Origin of the sequence: Terrimonas pollutisoli, assembly GCF_029360765.1 — a bacterium.
Classification (GTDB): domain Bacteria; phylum Bacteroidota; class Bacteroidia; order Chitinophagales; family Chitinophagaceae; genus Terrimonas_B; species Terrimonas_B pollutisoli.
In genome coordinates, this window is sequence record NZ_JARKNA010000003.1 from 283,443 (window position 1) to 301,181 (window position 17,739).

At 42.7% G+C, this 17,739-nt stretch carries 14 protein-coding genes; 7 read left to right on the plus strand and 7 right to left on the minus strand.

What is annotated here, in order from left to right; genetic code table 11:
- Positions 1-226: 226 nt before the first annotated feature.
- Positions 227-1,129, plus strand: a complete 903-nt coding sequence (locus tag P2W73_RS07830) for a dioxygenase family protein (protein WP_276501453.1) — start codon at positions 227-229, stop codon at positions 1,127-1,129.
- A gap of 86 nt (positions 1,130-1,215) precedes the next feature.
- Complete coding sequence (locus P2W73_RS07835) at positions 1,216-1,599, plus strand: response regulator (protein WP_276501454.1); 384 nt, start codon at positions 1,216-1,218, stop codon at positions 1,597-1,599.
- Between the two features lie 102 nt (positions 1,600-1,701).
- Here P2W73_RS07835 and P2W73_RS07840 read toward each other — a convergent pair whose 3' ends face one another.
- Positions 1,702-5,121, minus strand: coding sequence for a DUF8696 domain-containing protein (locus P2W73_RS07840; protein ID WP_276501455.1), 3,420 nt, complete (start codon positions 5,119-5,121; stop codon positions 1,702-1,704).
- Positions 5,122-5,740: 619 nt separating this feature from the next.
- Here P2W73_RS07840 and P2W73_RS07845 point away from each other — a divergent pair.
- Complete coding sequence (locus tag P2W73_RS07845) at positions 5,741-9,040, plus strand: T9SS type A sorting domain-containing protein (RefSeq protein ID WP_276501456.1); 3,300 nt, start codon at positions 5,741-5,743, stop codon at positions 9,038-9,040.
- A gap of 60 nt (positions 9,041-9,100) precedes the next feature.
- On the opposite strand, the gene P2W73_RS07850 is transcribed toward P2W73_RS07845, so the two are convergent.
- Positions 9,101-9,295, minus strand: a complete 195-nt coding sequence (locus P2W73_RS07850; RefSeq protein WP_276501457.1) for a Sec-independent protein translocase subunit TatA/TatB — start codon at positions 9,293-9,295, stop codon at positions 9,101-9,103.
- A 354-nt stretch (positions 9,296-9,649) separates the two neighbouring features.
- Here P2W73_RS07850 and P2W73_RS07855 point away from each other — a divergent pair, with 354 nt between their 5' ends.
- Positions 9,650-10,297 (plus strand): DedA family protein, encoded by a 648-nt coding sequence (locus P2W73_RS07855; RefSeq protein WP_276501458.1) that lies wholly within the window; start codon positions 9,650-9,652, stop codon positions 10,295-10,297.
- Between the two features lie 172 nt (positions 10,298-10,469).
- On the opposite strand, the gene P2W73_RS07860 is transcribed toward P2W73_RS07855, so the two are convergent.
- From P2W73_RS07860 to aceB, 4 genes are all read right to left on the minus strand, one after another.
- Positions 10,470-10,658 (minus strand): Sec-independent protein translocase subunit TatA/TatB, encoded by a 189-nt coding sequence (locus tag P2W73_RS07860; protein WP_276501459.1) that lies wholly within the window; start codon positions 10,656-10,658, stop codon positions 10,470-10,472.
- A 97-nt stretch (positions 10,659-10,755) separates the two neighbouring features.
- The gene (locus tag P2W73_RS07865; protein ID WP_276501460.1) at positions 10,756-11,280 is read right to left on the minus strand and encodes a hypothetical protein; all 525 of its coding nucleotides are present in this window, start codon (positions 11,278-11,280) and stop codon (positions 10,756-10,758) included.
- A 294-nt stretch (positions 11,281-11,574) separates the two neighbouring features.
- Positions 11,575-12,852 (minus strand): isocitrate lyase, encoded by a 1,278-nt coding sequence (aceA, locus tag P2W73_RS07870; RefSeq protein ID WP_276501461.1) that lies wholly within the window; start codon positions 12,850-12,852, stop codon positions 11,575-11,577.
- A gap of 118 nt (positions 12,853-12,970) precedes the next feature.
- Entirely contained in the window at positions 12,971-14,683 is a 1,713-nt protein-coding gene (aceB, locus tag P2W73_RS07875) for a malate synthase A (RefSeq protein ID WP_276501462.1), read from the minus strand.
- Between the two features lie 100 nt (positions 14,684-14,783).
- Between aceB and P2W73_RS07880 the strand changes: the two genes are divergently transcribed.
- The 3 genes from P2W73_RS07880 (at position 14,784) to P2W73_RS07890 (ending at position 17,139) form a co-directional block, all read left to right on the plus strand.
- A complete protein-coding gene (locus P2W73_RS07880; RefSeq protein ID WP_276501463.1) occupies positions 14,784-16,274 on the plus strand; it encodes a helix-turn-helix domain-containing protein in 1,491 nt (496 codons plus the stop codon).
- Between the two features lie 97 nt (positions 16,275-16,371).
- The gene (locus tag P2W73_RS07885; RefSeq protein ID WP_276501464.1) at positions 16,372-16,626 is read left to right on the plus strand and encodes a hypothetical protein; all 255 of its coding nucleotides are present in this window, start codon (positions 16,372-16,374) and stop codon (positions 16,624-16,626) included.
- 102 nt (positions 16,627-16,728) lie between these two features.
- Entirely contained in the window at positions 16,729-17,139 is a 411-nt protein-coding gene (locus P2W73_RS07890) for a DUF3592 domain-containing protein (RefSeq protein ID WP_276501465.1), read from the plus strand.
- A gap of 10 nt (positions 17,140-17,149) precedes the next feature.
- Here P2W73_RS07890 and P2W73_RS07895 read toward each other — a convergent pair whose 3' ends face one another.
- The gene (locus P2W73_RS07895) at positions 17,150-17,695 is read right to left on the minus strand and encodes an RBBP9/YdeN family alpha/beta hydrolase (RefSeq protein WP_276501466.1); all 546 of its coding nucleotides are present in this window, start codon (positions 17,693-17,695) and stop codon (positions 17,150-17,152) included.
- Between the last annotated feature and the right edge of the window lie 44 nt (positions 17,696-17,739).

Sequence of the window (17,739 nt, forward strand, 5' to 3'; positions counted from 1 at the left end):
ATTCCTGATAGTAAATCCGGGTTTCAGCGTCCGACAGGTTCAGTTTACTCAGGAACCAAGCAGAGAAATAAAAAAAAATAAAAGCAAGTTTTAATTTTTTATTACTTTCAGTAAGCTTTCTTTTTTCCGGCGAGTCGCTGCATATTCTTTCCCGCTCTTCCCCATGAAACTGATTGGCGGTACCAGCTGAAAAGTAAAAGTTATTCTTCACTTCAAAAACAGTTTTATGCAACGAAGAAAATTTATTCAGCATACCGGTATGGTAGCTTTCGGTGTTGGTGTGTTTGGAACAATCAGCTGGGACAATGAAAAGTATATAGGTGATACCGCTACCACTACGGATATGCTGGGACCATTCTATCGTCCCAATGCGCCGCTGCGGGTAAATATCAATCCGGCAGGCTATAGTGGGCCGCTGTTCCATCTTTCCGGCACGATATATAAAGCAGATGGCAAAACTGTTTTCCCGAATTGCCTGGTAGAGATATGGCAATGCGACGAACACAAAGTATATGATAATACCACGGATGATTTCCGCTACCGGGGATCACAACGGGTAGGTAAGAATGGCAAATATCATTTTGTCACTACACATCCTGTGCCTTATCCCATTAGCGGAGACGGCATCTATCGTCCCGCCCATATTCACATGCGTATTTCAGGGGAGGGGCAACAGGACCTGATCACCCAGGTCTATTTCAAAAATGATCCCTATATCGAAAAAGATCCTTCATCCAAATCGCCCGATGCGATCAACCGCATCCTGCAGGTGAAGGAGAACAGCAAAAAAGAAAAAATGGTTGAGTTCGACGTGGTGATGCAAAAAGAATTTAAACCGGCCCCGGAAGTGTATAGAAAGATCAGTGGTATTTATAGGATGGATGACCAATCGCTGTTAGAGTTTTATAAAGATGGCGACATGCTGTTTGTAAAAAGAAACGGGCAGATTATAGAAGGGCTACGGTACAGCGGTAATAATACGTTTATCGGCGGAGCAGAGGGAACGGATAACCTGAAAGCGGTGTTCGAACTGCAGGAAGGAGGATCAGTAAAAGTTAACATAGATCATCATGATGGTTTCAGTGAAAAGGACAGCAGGCTGGAAGGTGTCAAACGATTTAAGTATTAAGTGGAAGGAGGTTTATAATAAAGATGCTGTGCGATAAACTTCGGCCCTAAATTTGAGTAGTTGTGCTCACCGATCAAAAAAAACTTATGGCAAAAGCAGCTTCGAAGAATCAGCATATAACAAACAAGATATTGGCTGTTGATGACGATGGCCAAATGGGTTTAGTGCTGGATATGATCCTCAGTGAAAGCAAATTTGAATTGGATTATGTCAACAGCCTTTTGTCCGCGGATGAATATCTTAAGAAACATCAGCCTTTGGCTATCATTTTAGATAATAAACTTCCTGATGGATATGGGGTTGATTTTATCAGCTATCTCAAGAAAAAATATCCTTCTCTCAAGATCATTATGATTTCAGGTTTTGGTTCGGCCCGTGATGTGGCATTGGAAAACGGGGCGGACCTGTTTTTTGAAAAACCTTTTTCGCTGGAAGAATTTAACGAGGGGGTGTACAAGCTTTTAGGGTGAGATAAAAAACATTGTGTTACACGCAAGAAAAAACCAGCCATGTTGAAGGGCTGGTTTTTTTCGTCATGTGATTCGGTTCAGAAATAGTCGTAAAAGATTTTCCTATTGTATAATAAAAGAGATTGTTTCGTCTCCTGCTTTAATGGTATAAATTCCCTTTGACAAATGCGTAAGTTTCAATTGAGTTTCTCCTGCCATTAAATTCTTTTGCAGCATCAATGCCCCCACACTATTGAATACTTTTATAGTTGCTGGGTTTATCAATTTTACCATCAGCATCCCGTTTGAAACAGGATTGGGATAAATGGTCAGCGGCTTTGCCAGATCGTCAAAGCTAAGCGATACGATTTTGCTGTAATTTTCTTTGCCATCAATGTCACGTTGCAGCAAACGATAATAGTTTATACCTGTAGCAGGATGTGGATGGATAAATGTATACTGCTGTATTGTACTGCTATTGCCGGCAGCAGGCTTTAGACCAATCATTTTCCAACTGACGCCATCTGTGCTGTGCTGTATGGTATAACTATCTGCTCCCTGCTCCAAAGCGGTACTCCAGTTGAGCAATGCGCTGCTGGTTTGTTTTTGTGCAGTAAAGCTGAGCCAGCTAACGGGAAGGATAGAACTTCCTTCCATTACAGAAAATGGCGAGAAGGAGCCGGTGTAGCCTGTATAAGTAAGGCTTGTTGCTGTAGAAGATGTAGTGCCGGTTTGTATATCCCAGGCAGTGCCATAGTGATAGAGCGACGGCGTTATCAATGTGCCGGTTGTTTCTCCGCCGCTCCAGTTAAATACAAAGTCGATCCCGCTTCCATCATTGGCATTCGTTTTACCAATATTCCAGGTACGCTGTACCCTTGTGCCTGTAACGGTAGCGCCATTGCTTCCATTGGCATAAACTTCGTCCAGTACACCTACGGTAAAATCATCGCTGCTACTGCTGTTGTTGGTTATTGCAACAGGGTTATAATCGCTGTTGCCAACAGGAAAGTTAAAGGAGCCTGCGACCGGAATATTTTTTTGAACCAGACCGCTACCGTTTGTACGGATATAATTTGACGCATTGGCGCCGGAAACGGTGCCACCAATTGTGAGGTTGTAATTTCCAGTCTGTATGAGTTTACCGGACCCGTTAAAAGTAATATTTCCGGCTAACCAGTTTTGTGGCAGATCAAGGTTATTTACTGCGGAAGCACTTATTACAATATCCATTCCTTCTGCCGGAGTAAAGTTATTACCCCAGTTACTATTTTCTCCAAATGTTGTATTCGATGTTCCCACCCATTCGGGGCAGTTCATTGAATAATTCTGCCAGGACAGGGTAGGGTAACCGTTATTGTAAGAAGAATTTATCCTCCATACATCATTCATTCCATTTAATGTTTCGCATTTCATATCCCAGCTTGCATTGAAGAAAGTTGCCAACTGTATCATTTCAGAATTTGTTTTTGCTGTGCCTGAGCCATCATCACCGATACTAGCATCCATATCATAAAAACTGTTGGTAATAGTTCCACTGTTGTTGGCTACCAGTCCACCGGACATTGAGTTGGCATTAGCATACCCGGTAGAATAGCAATTTGTAATCTGTCCGCTGTTATCGCCTGTAAAACCAGCAGCGTAGCTATCTCCTGAGTAGCTATCATAATTGGTGCTGTAGCCAAGCGCATAGCAATTAGCGATCGTGCCACTGTTCTTTGCAGCAAAGCCTCCCATGGATGTGTAATATGCGTTGTAAGCACTCCATATTTCGGCATACCCGGTTGCATAGCAATTCATGATCTGTCCGCTGCTGTTGCCAACAAAACCTCCTGCATTCACATTTCCATCATAAGACCCATCCATTGTAATATTGCCCGTGGAAAATGAATTTTGACACGTTGCTTCTGATACACCAAGCAGCCCTCCTCCGTAACAGGTAGCCATACTGGTATTATCATAACAAGATATGTTTGCGGATGAGGAAGACTGGTCAACAAGGCCCTGGTTGCCGTAAAACCATCCGATAAGCCCGCCAATTCCTGCTTCATAATCGTAAAAATTTGCATTGACGTTCCCGGATACATCTACATTAGTAACACTTGTTGCCCCATCTGCCGCTCCTGATAAAGCTCCCACATATTTACCACCTCTTAGATTGATATTAACTAAAGCCAGGTTAGCTATTTCTGCACCTGATAAGAATCCAAATAACCCGGTATAGGCATTTGTTTGCCTGTTAATATACAAGCCAGTGATGCTATAACCCTGTCCATCATAAGAGCCTGTAAATTTGGTAGCAGCATTACCAATGGGGCTCCATCCTGCACCCGGACTGTAGCATGCCGTTGAAGTAACGGAGGCGTCAATATCACCTGTTTGTTTATAATGTTTATCCCATCGTGAAGCATCAGCCGTTATCCAGTTGAGATTGCCCATTGAAGAAATGAGATAGGGATCCGCTACAGTTCCACTACCTGATGGAGCGATTCCTGCTGCCGGATTAACTATTGCAATAGTGGTAACAGTAGAAGTTGTACTACCATCTACCAATACACGATAATAACGTGTAGCACTAAGGCTGCCGATTTGTGATGTGCTGAGAATAGGATAAGTGGCGCCGGAAATATTATTCCATGTGCTGTTATTATCTGAGTATTGCCATTGTATTGAACTGCCGAAGAACCCGGATAAGCTAAGCTCCGAAGGCTGCTGACTACCGCACAACGATTGATCAGATGAAGTAGTTCCGCCGAAGATTACACTTGAATAAGTGATCTCAATTCTTCCGGCATTGGCCCATGTTGCATAACTATCGTAAAAAGTTATAGCTGTCCCCGTAACATCATTATTGCCCCTGTAACCGCCATTTCCGGCCTTTTCGCCACCAACTGTGTAAACAGTTCCGCCAACAGATCCATATTGACCACCGCCGCCCCCACCACCACCGCCACCATCACCTACAGTTGGCTGACCATTGCCACCTGTATTGGAGGTTCCGTTTGCAGAAGTGGCGGAAGAACCGGCTTTGCCGGAATTGGGAGAATTAGCCATACCGCCCCCACCACCACCACCGCCTGCAACGACTTTGATTACCGAGTTAACAGAAACTATGGATGCAGCGCCACCACCGCCCCCGCCACCTGAGGAACCTGATGCCCCGGCATTTCCTCCAACTCCCCCATTATAAGCGGTATTATATGATGAAACTCCGCCGGCGCCTCCGCCGGTATTGGTTACATTGTTTGCGCCGTCTGTTCCTTTTCCTCCCGGGTAAATACCAATTACATCTCCCGGTGTAACAGCGTACGAGGCATAAACATAACCAACTGGCCCTCCCAGAGCATTGGTACAGCCGGCTCCACAATCACGGCCACCGGTACCACCGCCGCCGCCATAGACTCTTACAATAATAGTGTTGACACCGGCCGGTACATTCCAGGTAGTGCTGCTGGTATAAGTATTAGTGGTTTGCGCCGGGGAAAATAGTGAACAGAAAAGACAGCAAATTGCAAATGCAATTAAGCGAAGAAGGTGGTTCATGATATTGGATTTATTGAAAGCGGCTTACACTTTCGATAATAAATATATGTCAGCGCATTGAACTGCGCAATAGTGGTAAACACAGAACTGTGTAATGGTAAACACTAAAATGTATAACACCGATGTGCCGGCCTGGCGATAAGAAGAGTGAAATTTCCAGGGATTGTGGTTGACAAGGATATATTTGAATCACCACGTTGGTATCAAATCACATTGGTTTTTGCAGTATTATTCTATGAGTTGCCGATGAGAATTCCTCACCAGAAACTGATTCAATTATAATTTTGCACTATCAATAAAATCCAAGGCTTCAAAATCATTTTGAGTGGTTACACCTACCCATTTGCCAATCGATTTGCTGGGGTTTTGATTTGGCCGTGCTGATAAATGAAAATACAAAGTCAGTTGCGTTATTACCAAAAAAAATTTGAAGACATGGTTCTAAATTTTATTACTAATTGCAGGATGTCTAAAGTAATATTTTAAAAGGAACCGGTAGTAGTTTTCCGTGTTAGACATTAAAGAGAGATCTTTAGAGATCTCAACAAGCAGAAAAAATCAAAATCGAAGGTGAGTGAAAGATGCTTCGCGATTTTAATGCTAATTATTATTTTTAAGCATGAAAAAAATTCGGGTAACCTATTGGATCAGCTCCGTACTGCTTATCAACGTTGTGCATGCCCAGCAAATGCATCTCTTCAGCGATACGCTGCAAAAGTTAAGACCGGCCAGCCCCGGGCAAATTATCAACAACGGTATCTATTCTTATATTTCCAACTCGTCAACCGATGGGGATCACAGCACCGCATCTACTATTATTAAAGTGGATACTTCCGGCAAAACCATCTGGACAGCTTATCCGACCAATTTTATCGCATCAGGTATTGAGCCGGTTAATATCGGCTTCACCCAATTTATCTTAGGCAGTGACAACAATCTGTATGCCTGGATGAATTATGGCAAGCTGGCTAAAATAAGAGCCAGTAATGGAAGCATCGATTGGATGGTGCCATTGACACCTGTGGTGGGTTCGCCCGCTATCCTTGTTGATTACGATATGCAAACTGTGGTGTATGCGAGTACAACAGTTAGCGTGAATACAGTACGATTAATACGATACAGTAAGGCAAAGGGTGAAAACCTGGGCTATGTAGACCTTCGTTGTCCCGGCCAAGGCACATTTGGTATCCATGTAGCAACCAATGGCAATATATTCCTGGCCAGCAGGGATAGCTGTTACAAGTACACGAGTTTTGATAACCCCGCGTTCGAATGGAAGGTTCGTATGTGTACCGGCACAGATCGGTTTTACCCGGTACAAGATTTAGCGCAGGACGGCAATAACCTGTTCATTTATGGTAGTAAAGAATCGGGATTCAAAAATGGAATGGTCTCCTGCATTGATATCTCCAACGGAACGCTCAAATGGTTCGTGAAAAACGGGGGCTCTTTTGATTTTTATTATGCTGACCATAAAGTAAAAAATGGTGCTCTTTATACTTCGTGGCGTCATGCGTATGTCGGTAGCATTTCCGAAAAATGTTTTGTCAATAAAATAGATATTAATACCGGTACCAAGACCTGGGAATTCAATCATGCATTTCGCACCCAGCCGGTCAATGTGAGCAAAGCTGAAGCGATGGTGTCGATGGATATTGACAATAATGAAACAATTTATTTAACTGGTTACGGTTTACCGGATAACCAGGCTGCAGTAAGCTGGGCTTTTATGAAGATCCGTGGAAGAGATGGTACGGTGTTAAAAAGGAGTTTTGTTCCCGCCAGCGATATCACCCAAGATTTCCCGGGTGGCTTTACCGCGAGATTAATAGGAGACAAAATTTATACCACCGGCATTATGCCGGGCAATGTCGCCGGTGGTTCTGTTGATACATTGGACCTCGTGCCCCGCCCAACACATTTGTACAAATCCAACATACAATATACTTCGTCGGTAGTAAGTATTGCAAATGTATCAGCCAACAAAAAAATGATCGTAAAAAAAATCGGCAAATCATTGAAGGTAGCGGTAGTCGATGCCTTGCTCAATAAAATATCGGAAAAGACACTTGGCGATACACTCGATCCTTATGAAGGCATTGACAGGCTGGGGACAAACGATACTTCCGGGATCACTTTTGTTCCTTATTATAAATATGCCAATGCCAGCAATAACCACTTTTATTTTTCACAGGTAGCCAATCCCGAGACCTTCAATATCGTTGGAATTGATACGACAGGTACGATTTTCTCTTCTTATTCCCGCCTTCAAAGTACGTCCATCATGTATCCGTACCAATTTTTCCAGGACAGTGTGGGCCGAACATGGTTTTCTTATGTAGCGGGATCAAGTGTTAATTCAAGTATCTTTCCATATGTTTCAATGCCGGGGGTAGTCGGCATTTCCGGCCAGTGGACAGCAAGGCCTTACAAGTTGTTGAAACCGACAACCTATTTCCCTTATACAAAAGACACTGTTTTATTATTCAGCGAACCGGTTGGCAGGAACAGGAAAGCTTCGTTAAGTAAATTATGGCAGGGGTATTTGCCTGTTGCCAATGCTTACTACTGGTTTTGGTCATCGCTGGATATAAGATGGTTCAACTCCGTAGAACGGGAGGGCAAGGATAATTTTTACGTGGCGGCTAAAGACAGCAGTTTGAGGGACCTTATCTTCAAATATCGTCTTACCGATTCAACACTTCTCTGGACCAAACGTTTTGATTCAACCATCCTCACATTGAAAGGTTATGAATTGAACGGTTCCTTTTATGCATTGAGCACCCAGGGCAATGATGTGTTTATCCGGAAATTCAAAGGCACAAATGGTGATGTGGTATGGACCAAATCCATTGCTGCGCCGGTTGGACATATCTTTAAGGTCGGTGATTTTGCCATGAGCAAACAGCGGCAAAAAATCACAATTGTCGGTCATATCATCGATACGGTGATCAAGACAATGTCAAAGATCCATATCGTGACATTTGATACATCCGGAAATGCGATCAATACATTCACAAAAGATGGTTATGGTGCGTGGCAAAACAAAGCCACATCCATTACGATTGGGCAGGATGGGCAAACACTGGTCAGCGGGCAGATAACGGATTCGGTATATGGTTATGCAGGATTCATTTACGAAGTGGATGCGTCTACGTTGATACCGCCTATTCCGACTCCTGTGATCAATGATATTATTTCACCTGTTTGCAGCAGCACAACAACACAAACCGGGAAACTCTTAAATCCCGTTGCAGCGCCGTATACGATCTCGATAATGATAGATAATACGACGGCAATACCATATAATGCTGCTGACAGTTCGTTTAATTATTCAGTGACTGATACTGGCTATCATACGATCAGGGTCACTTATGCGCATCAATCATCTTCTTCTTTTAAAGACACATCCTTTGTGGTTAAACTTACACCTGCGGCCGGAGCGATGCCGACGCAGAATGGTAATGTGTTGACAGCACCTGCGACCGGCGGTTCCTATCAATGGTACGACGGTGCAGCAGCGATGGCAGGCAAAACAGAAAAGACACTTGCCATCACGCAGAACGGTAATTACAGTTATACGTACACGGTTGACGGATGCATCAGTCCTTCAAGCCCACCGCTTAATGCCGTGTTCACATCGCTGTTAGACCCAACGAATAACAATGCGGTCATTTCTTTCTTCCCCAACCCGACAAGTGGTATGGTTATTATTAATAATCTTAATCCCGCTTACCAGTACGGGTTAAGGATCATTGATCACAATGGAAAACAGGTGAACGGTTTGACGAACCTGGCGAGAGGCAGCTCAGCGGAAGTGAATATGTGGAACCTGCAGCCGGGAACTTATGTGTTGCAACTCTGGAACCAAACGAAGAAGGTATTGATCGGTAACCAGCAAATAGTTTTGGTAAGATAGGTTGCAAAATTTCAAGCATGGATGATATCACCAACAAGAGAACGCCTGGTAAAGCGGGATTCAACCGTTAGATTTATTGTTTGTTTCAGCGTTCTCGTTTTTATCATTTTTAGCTTCCCTGAACTCACGAATGCCACGACCTATTCCACGAATCAGCTCGGGAATTTTGCGGCCGCCAAACAGAAGGGTTATAACGGCCAGGATAATGATCAATTCTTTGACTCCTAAAGCCCATAAGAGAACGGGTTGTATCATGCTGTTCAATTTTTATAAAGGTACTGTAAGATAGCCCTTAGGCAGTGTGGCGGTGGAAATACTTCGACAGGCTCAGTACACCAGCCACGGCGTGCTCTCTTTCGGCGAACAGTTGCCAAGGGCGGAAAAAAGCCTCTTTCATTGGAAGAATTTAATCAGGCGATTAATTGTCTTTTATCCTGGGATAAGCAAAATAGAATTGTACTTCCTACAAACCAGGTAATAAAAAAATCGCTGTCGCCCTGTACACAATAGCTGAGCTGTAAAGCCCCTCGCAGAACATTTTGTTTTACTGTAAATGTTCTGCCCCTTCATGATTAGCCTGCAACGCCGTAATTTGGGGATATTCTGCAAATGGCTGTCATTCGCCTTATATCGATCATGCCGCAGGTGCTGTTATACCTCGATGCGGAATCGCTGATCAGGTATGGCGGTGTATTTATCGTCTGCCTGCTGGTTTTTTGTTCTGTCGGTGTATTCTTTTGTTTCTTTTTACCCATCGGAGGTATCTTGTTTACAGCCGGGATATTTGCCGCAACGGGAGACCTGGTTCAACATGTGTTCACCATTTGTTGGCTGCTGATCCTTTCCAGTGTTGCCGGTAGCCTGGCGGGTTACGGATTGGGTTGCAGTACAGGAAACTTTTTTTATACCCGGAAAGGTTCCCGTTTTTTCCGCCGCAAATATTTAATTGCTACAGAAGAATTTTATAAGAAATACGGAGCCCTGACACTGATAGCAGGTTATTTTTTACCTATCATCCGAACATTCGCACCGGTGTTGGCAGGCATAATCAGGATGAAATTTCAACGGTTTCTTCTCTACACCATTACAGGATCGGTAATCTTTATATTGGTGTTTGTGTTGACCGGATATCTAATAGACAGCCTGCCGGTTTTGCGATCCTGGCTAAAGTATATCGTCACCTTTTTTATACTGGTAGTAACGATACCGCTGGTGATAAAGATTGTCAGAGAGATGAGGAAGCCAGCGAAGAAATAGCGCTGTTATATAAATCTCTGAATACCCCTGGTAAACGTTTTACTCAACAGAAGTTTCATCTTATAAAGGCACGCATCAGTGAAACCTTAGTTCGTGCGGTCGGTGAAAGATACTTCGGCAAGCTCAGTACACTGGCCATGGCGGAAGTAAAGCATTAGCGGAAATTCAATCGTTAAGATTTATTGTTTGCATCAGGGTTTTCTTTTTTATCGGTTTTAGCTTCCCTGAATTCGCGGATACCCCGTCCTATTCCCCTAATCAGCTCGGGAATTTTGCGGCCGCCAAACAGAAGAATAATAACGGCCAGGATAATAATCAATTCTTTGACTCCTAAAGCCCATAAGAGAACGGGTTGTATCATACTGTTCAATTTTTATAAAGGTACTTAGTTAAAACCGGAAAGATGATGCGGCCAAATATGGTTCGCAGTTATTACAAAACTGCGACGATGGGAATGCTTATAACATTTGAGCAAGACGGCGCCAAACTTTCAATATTGGGAAATGAGGTTCTAATTGATTAATTGATTCTTTACATGCTCGGATAAGATGACGTTGGATATATAACTTTTGTTCTCCAAGAAAGATGCAAATATCATCTTCATAATCAGACTGTAAAATTTTATAGTTAGAAATTGGATAACTTCCTTTTCCCTTTTTGGAGTTAAATGAAAAAACCTTCCCTTCTGCATCCAGATGATTATTAGAATCTTTATGACAAGCTGCATTTCTATAGAAGATTATCAGATCATAAACATTTCCAATTTTTTCAGTTATAATAACATCGTCCTTAAAGTCAATTTTTATATGAATCAAATTCTTTGTCTTTTCGAGAAGATCTCTTGTAACAATTAAACTTTCAATAAGGGCTGATGCAAAAAGTGGATGTTTGTTATCTTCAAGAATATTAGTTTTAAATATTCTTTCCATTCGATATACATTATAGCTAATCTCAATTTTTCGTCTTTCATTTTTATTTGTCATATAAGCAATATAATATTATCAGGTAGAACTTTCAATTTAATATTACATGATAAGACACGTTGATTTAGTTGTAATCGGAAAGGATAATGTTTACTGGTTTCAGCTAATTAGCTATACAAATATCATAGCGCAATTTTCTGACAATCTCAAATGTTATGATAGTAGTACTGCAAATCAACCCGATAAAAATAAAAAACACCGGCCTCAATAAAACGTTAGGTGCTACTATCAGAGCTAGCAAACCTAACTGTCCTATAGAAAACGGCGTTGTATATGTGGTAAGAACTGCAATGATTAATGAAACTGCGCTACCTCTGTACTATTCTTCATCGCTACGGTAGAAGCCATGCCTTGCTGCACGGCATTTTGCACATAGTCAAAATAGCCGGTGCCAACAAAGCTTTGGTGCTTCACCGCTTTGAAACCATGTTCCTGCAAGGCAAACTCCCGCTGTTGCAACTGTGAGAAACCGGCCATGCCTTTTTCTTTATAAGCCATGGATAATTCGAACATCGATGTATTGAGTGCATGAAAACCGGCCAGTGTGATGAACTGGAATTTATAACCGAGTGCCGCCAGCTCTTCGCGGAAACATTCCATTTCTTTTTCACTTAAATGTTTGCTCCAGTTGAAGGAGGGTGAACAATTATAAGCCAATAATTTGCCGGGATATTTGGCATGAATGGCTTTGGCAAATTCTTTCGCTATGCCCAGGTCAGGATGCGATGTTTCCATCCAGAGTATATCAGCATACGGTGCATAGGATAAGCCGCGGGAGATGCATTGCTCCACACCATTGCGAACCTGGTAAAATCCTTCATTCGTTCTTTCACCGGTGATGAATGGCTGATCTCTTTCATCAATATCGGAAGTAAGCAGGTTGGCAGCTTCCGCATCCGTACGTGCAATGATAAGTGTAGGCACATTCATCACGTCAGCAGCTAATCTTGCCGCTACCAATTTATTGATAGCTTCCTGTGTTGGTACCAACACTTTGCCACCGAGGTGGCCGCATTTTTTTGCGGATGATAACTGGTCCTCGAAATGAACCGCGGCAGCGCCGGCTTCTATCATTGCTTTCATCAATTCAAAAGCGTTCAGGTTACCACCAAAACCGGCTTCAGCATCAGCAATGATCGGCGCCATCCAGTCTTTACTGTTATCACCATTTACCGAATCAATTTGCTCACTTCGTAATAAAGCATTATTGATGCGTTTCACTACTTCGGGTACAGAGTTTACAGGGTACAAAGACTGATCGGGATACATGGTGCCCGAAAGATTTGCATCTGCAGCCACCTGCCAGCCGCTGAGATAAATGGCTTCCAATCCCGCAGCCACTTCCTGCACCGCCTGGTTGCCGGTAAGTGCACCCAAGGCGGCTACATAAGATTGTGATAGCAGTTTCTTCCACAATTTTTCGGCGCCTTTTCTTGCGAGGCTGTATTCAATTTCCACTTTACTGCGTAGTCGTAGGACGTCTTCAGGGCTATAAGGACGTTTGATATTTTTCCAGCGGGGATTGGTTTGCCAATCAAAAAATAACTGTGTTGTTTTTGGATGCTTTGTCATGAGTGATGGGGTTTTGAAATGAGAGATGAGAAAATGAAAAGTGAAAAGTCAAAAAGTGAAAAATGAAAAGTGAGAAGTGAAAAACTGGTTTCCATCAACCGGAAACCACTAACTTTTTCTATCCCGCTTTTTCTTTGTCGAGACTAACTAACATGGATGTTTCTCTTGTTTCACCTTCGTCTATCGTTGCACAAACTTTTTTGTCATCATTGGCAAGGATAAGTTCGTATGCCGACAGGGTTAAGAAATCTTCCCATTTATCCTGTACCACAAGTTTGTTGAACAGGCAAATGGCTTGTACATAAAAACCATCCTGGTAGGCTTTGCTGCCTACTGCGTGACGGATGTTTTCAATTTCATCATCCCGCATGTCTTCATACAGGCTCAGTGTGATCTCTCTTCCATCATCCAGTTGAGCATGGCCATGTATCCATTGCCAAACCTGGGTGCGGCATATTTCTGCAGTAGCGGCATCTTCCATCAGGTTGTAAATAGCAGCAGCGCCATTTCCCCTTAACCAGCTTTCGAGGTAGAGTATGCCAACATTGATATTATGCCGCAAACCTTTTTCTGTGATCGCTCCCTGAGGCACAGCCAACAGCTCTTCTTCGGTACAATGAAAGTCTTCCCGCTTCACATGAATTTGATTGGGTGTTTTCATGTGTTCATCAAAAACTTCTTTGGCTAGTAAAACAAGGCCGGGATGGGCCACCCAGGTGCCATCATGACCATCCTTTACTTCCCGCAGTTTATCGGCTTTTACTTTTTCCAGTGCACTGCGGTTGGCTTCATCATCATTTTTAACCGGTATCTGTGCTGCCATACCGCCGATAGCCGGTGCACCGCGGCGATGACAGGTTTGTATCACCAGTTGTGTGTAGGCCCGCATGAAAGGAACGGTCATCGTTACTTCCGAACGATCAGGGAAAATATGGCCAGGGATATTCCTGAATTTTTTGATGAAGGAAAAAATATAATCCCAGCGACCGCAGTTCAACCCGGCGGAGTGATCTTTTAGTTCCCATAAAATTTCATGCAACTGGAGACTGGCCAAAATGGTTTCCACCAATACCGTGGCCTTAATGCTTCCATAGGGCACGCCGCAATAATTTTGAGAAAACACAAATATGTCATCCCAGAGTCTTGCTTCCTTATAGCTTTCAATTTTGGGTAAATAGAAATAAGGTCCCGATCCTTTTTTCAGCAGGGTTTTGGCATTGTGAAAAAAGTAAAGCCCAAAGTCAAAAAGACTGGCGCTGATTGGTTCACCATTGATCTCTACATGTTTCTCTTCGAGGTGCCAGCCGCGGGGACGCACAAAAAGTGTGGCTGTCTTTTCATTCAACAAATACTCTTTACCGGCTTCATTGGTGAAGCTGATGGTTTTATTAATAGCATCACGCAGGTTGACCTGGCCATTCATGTTATTATCCCAGCCCGGTGAATTGCTGTCTTCAAAATCCGCCATAAAAACATTAGCGCCGGAGTTCATAGCGTTGATGATCATTTTGCGGTCGACGGGTCCAGTGATCTCTACCCGGCGGTCGGCGAGATCGGCCGGGAGGGCAGGGATTCTCCAGTCGCTGCTACGGATGATTTCTGTTTCGACTAAAAAACCGGGTTTCCAGCCGGCATCTATTTTCACCTGCACCTGTTTTCGTTCGTCCATCAGTTTGAGGCGATGCGGGTTAAACCGGAGATGAAGAGCCCGGATAAAGTAAAGGGCTTCCGGTGTAAGAATTTGTGTGTAGGGTGCATGGAACGGGGCCCTGATCGCCATGCCTTCCGGGGTAGTGTACCGGGTGTCGGGGTGGGTGATAATAGCTGCCATGTTAAAATAATTTCTACTAAAATAGTAAAATTCTTTAAAAGCGAAAATTTCGCTGAATATTTTTTTTTCGAAAAATGAAGGTTTTTCTTACTTTGGGTGCATGATGACAGATAATGACAACGTCCGCCTCATCTTCGGACTGAAGGTGAAAGCCCTGCGGCAGGAGAAAGGATTGTCCTACCAGCAGCTGGCCGAGAAGACAGGTATGTCTCTTTCGTATGTACACGATATTGAGACCGGGAAAAAATTTCCGAAGGCCGATAAGATCCTGGCCCTGGCAAAAGCCCTGGGCGTAGATTATGATTATCTCGTTTCATTACGGGCCAGTAAAAAACTGCAGCCGATCATTGACCTGATCAATTCTGATTTTATCAATGCCATTCCCTGGGAGCATTTTGGATTGACACCTGCCGCCCTGCTCGATCTTTTTTCCAACACACCCGACAAGGTGACGGCTTTTATCAGTACGCTGTTAAAGATTTTCCGTAGTTACCAATTGTCAAAAGAGAGTTTTTATAATTCCGCTTTGCGTTCTTACCAGGACCTGCAGGATAATTACTTTGAAGAAACAGAAGAGGCCGTTAAAAAATTCAGGGATGAATATAAATGGAAAAATAGTTTGCCAATTGACATTGCTTCATTAGAGGCCGTTTTGGCAAAAATGAAAATACAGGTGAACCGTAAGCGGATGACCAGCCTGGAGTCCCTGAGAAATTTGCGTTCATATTATTCAGCGGCAAACCAGATACTTTATCTCAGCAAGGGGTTGAGCCCGGCGCAGGAAAAATTTTTATTGAGCCGGGAGATCGCCTTTCAATTCATGGGCATTACACAGCGGCCCTATGAAACCATTATCCAGCACAGCGATTCATTTGATATGCTGCTGAATAATTTTAAAGCCTCCTATTTTGCAGTAGCGTTATTGATGCCGGAAGAGAATGTGGTGGAAGATGTAAAGCGTATCGTGATGCAACCTAAATGGAATGATAAGGCGTGGACGGAGCTTTATGAACGTTATGATGTGACACCGGAAATGATGATGCAGCGATTGACGAATTTATTGCCCAATCACTTCGGCATCGATCATTTGTTTTTCCTGCGCATGTCCGGCGATCCTAAAAAAGATGAATATGAAATAACCAAGGAGCTGCATCTTTCGCAGTTGCATAATCCCTATGCGAATGTGCTGCATGAGCATTATTGCCGGCGGTGGATACTGATCAACAGCATTAAACATGTGGCGGAACTGGTAGAAAAAAAGAAATACCGTCACCCGGTAGTAGATGTGCAGATCTCGCAATACTGGCAAACACATAATCGCTACCTGTGCATTTCAATCGGTAAACCGGCTGCGAAAGGCAGTGATGAAATGGTGAGTGTTACCATCGGTTTATTGATCGATCAGAAATTACTGCAGACCATGCCATTTGTCAATGATCCTGCGATACCAGTAAAAACGGTACACACCACCTGCGAACGTTGTGGTATTATGGATTGTAAAGAAAGGGCGGCTGAGCCAGTGGAAATTTTGAAACAGCAGCAACAGGAGAGAATCACTGTGGCATTGAGGCAGTTGAATGAGAAGGGTTAGCGAAGAGTTTTGAAGAAAAGCGATTTCTAAATGAGGAATTGACTAAAAGCTGTAATCGCTGTTTCATGTTTAACGGATAATTTCAGGGCAGTTACATTTGACAAAACTTCTTAAATTTGGAATTATGCGAGTACAGGTAGATATAGAGTTTGATCAATTGCTTAAGCTCGTCAGAACTTTGCCGTCAGGAAAGTTAAGATTACTCAAAGCAGAAATTGAAAAAGGAACAAAATCAGAAAAATCAAAAAATGATTTGGAATCCTTGCTTTTAAACGGACCTACAGCAACGAAAAAGCAATTAGAAACAATAACCCGAAATAGAAAATCTATCAACCAATGGCGAATGAAATAATACTGGTTGATATTTCCATCCTCATTGATTATTATCGTAAGACCGACAAAAAGAGCTATAAATTTATGCCCCTTTATGCAATAAAGAGAAAAACATAGTTTCATGACTCTATTAGAAATTATTGGCTCGCTTTTCTTTTTCTGTCTAGGTCTCTACATGTTTCGCTTTGGATTTAATAAGCATTTAACCTTAACTAAGCTTAAGAGAGAAGGGCAAAGCATATATGCAGAAGTAATAAGTTTGAAAAGAGAAAATCAATCTTTCGTTCCAATTGTTTCCTTTACTGACTATAAGGACATAAAAATTACAGGTGTACCAAAGAACTCTATCTTCAACAAATACTTTTCATTTCATAAAGTTGGTGATAAAGTCAAAATATTTTATAATTCAGAAGATTCATCAGATTTTGCTATAGACGAGTTGTCTGATAAAATCACGGTAATGTTTTTTTATTTAGGCGGTTCGGTTTTCATGCTAGCGGTATTATATGAAATATTTAGGCGAATTATTTAATAACAAAAATTTACTTCTGAACCAATCTTTCTAAGTAAGATAATCCAAAAGGCCACTTTCCTAGTCCCGAGCTTGAATTTATATGTCCCAGTTCACCCGCATTAACCAATTCACTTCCCCAGTTTTTCGCAAATTCTTTTGCTCTTTCCATTGTTACGTATTCATCATTGCTGCTGGCAATAACAATTGACGGAAAGGGCATGTGGAATACCGGCATTGGTGAAAAACCTGTTGTGCCAGGTGGATAAGAAGGGGCTTCCACATCGCTGGGTCCTGCCAATAATGCACCTTTGATAATGCGTTGATATTTTTCGGCCCATCTCACAATAGTACAACAGGCAAGACTATGGCCGATCAATATTACTTTATCCAGCGGATGCCTGTTCACAACACTATCAATCGTTTGTATCCAGTCGTTACACACTGGTGTTTCCCAATCCTTTTGTTCAATGCGGGCAATGCCAAATTCTTTTTCCCAATGAGTTTGCCAATGGTCCGGGCCGGAACTGTATAACCCCGGCACGGTAAATATGTGTTCCTTGTATTTTGAAGTCATTGTGCCTTTTGATAAAAATTAAAATTAGCGGATGATTTTCGGAA

What these genes read in the sequence shown, in the direction of transcription:
- P2W73_RS07855 (WP_276501458.1), top strand. Translation starts at nt 9,650, where the DNA reads ATGGCTGTCATTCGCCTTATATCGATCATGCCGCAGGTGCTGTTATAC.
- P2W73_RS07850 (WP_276501457.1), bottom strand. Translation starts at nt 9,295, where the DNA reads ATGATACAACCCGTTCTCTTATGGGCTTTAGGAGTCAAAGAATTGATC.
- P2W73_RS07835 (WP_276501454.1), top strand. Translation starts at nt 1,216, where the DNA reads ATGGCAAAAGCAGCTTCGAAGAATCAGCATATAACAAACAAGATATTG.
- P2W73_RS07890 (WP_276501465.1), top strand. Translation starts at nt 16,729, where the DNA reads ATGACTCTATTAGAAATTATTGGCTCGCTTTTCTTTTTCTGTCTAGGT.
- P2W73_RS07840 (WP_276501455.1), bottom strand. Translation starts at nt 5,121, where the DNA reads ATGAACCACCTTCTTCGCTTAATTGCATTTGCAATTTGCTGTCTTTTC.
- aceA (WP_276501461.1), bottom strand. Translation starts at nt 12,852, where the DNA reads ATGACAAAGCATCCAAAAACAACACAGTTATTTTTTGATTGGCAAACC.
- aceB (WP_276501462.1), bottom strand. Translation starts at nt 14,683, where the DNA reads ATGGCAGCTATTATCACCCACCCCGACACCCGGTACACTACCCCGGAA.
- P2W73_RS07880 (WP_276501463.1), top strand. Translation starts at nt 14,784, where the DNA reads ATGATGACAGATAATGACAACGTCCGCCTCATCTTCGGACTGAAGGTG.
- P2W73_RS07830 (WP_276501453.1), top strand. Translation starts at nt 227, where the DNA reads ATGCAACGAAGAAAATTTATTCAGCATACCGGTATGGTAGCTTTCGGT.
- P2W73_RS07845 (WP_276501456.1), top strand. Translation starts at nt 5,741, where the DNA reads ATGAAAAAAATTCGGGTAACCTATTGGATCAGCTCCGTACTGCTTATC.
- P2W73_RS07860 (WP_276501459.1), bottom strand. Translation starts at nt 10,658, where the DNA reads ATGATACAACCCGTTCTCTTATGGGCTTTAGGAGTCAAAGAATTGATT.
- P2W73_RS07895 (WP_276501466.1), bottom strand. Translation starts at nt 17,695, where the DNA reads ATGACTTCAAAATACAAGGAACACATATTTACCGTGCCGGGGTTATAC.
- P2W73_RS07865 (WP_276501460.1), bottom strand. Translation starts at nt 11,280, where the DNA reads ATGACAAATAAAAATGAAAGACGAAAAATTGAGATTAGCTATAATGTA.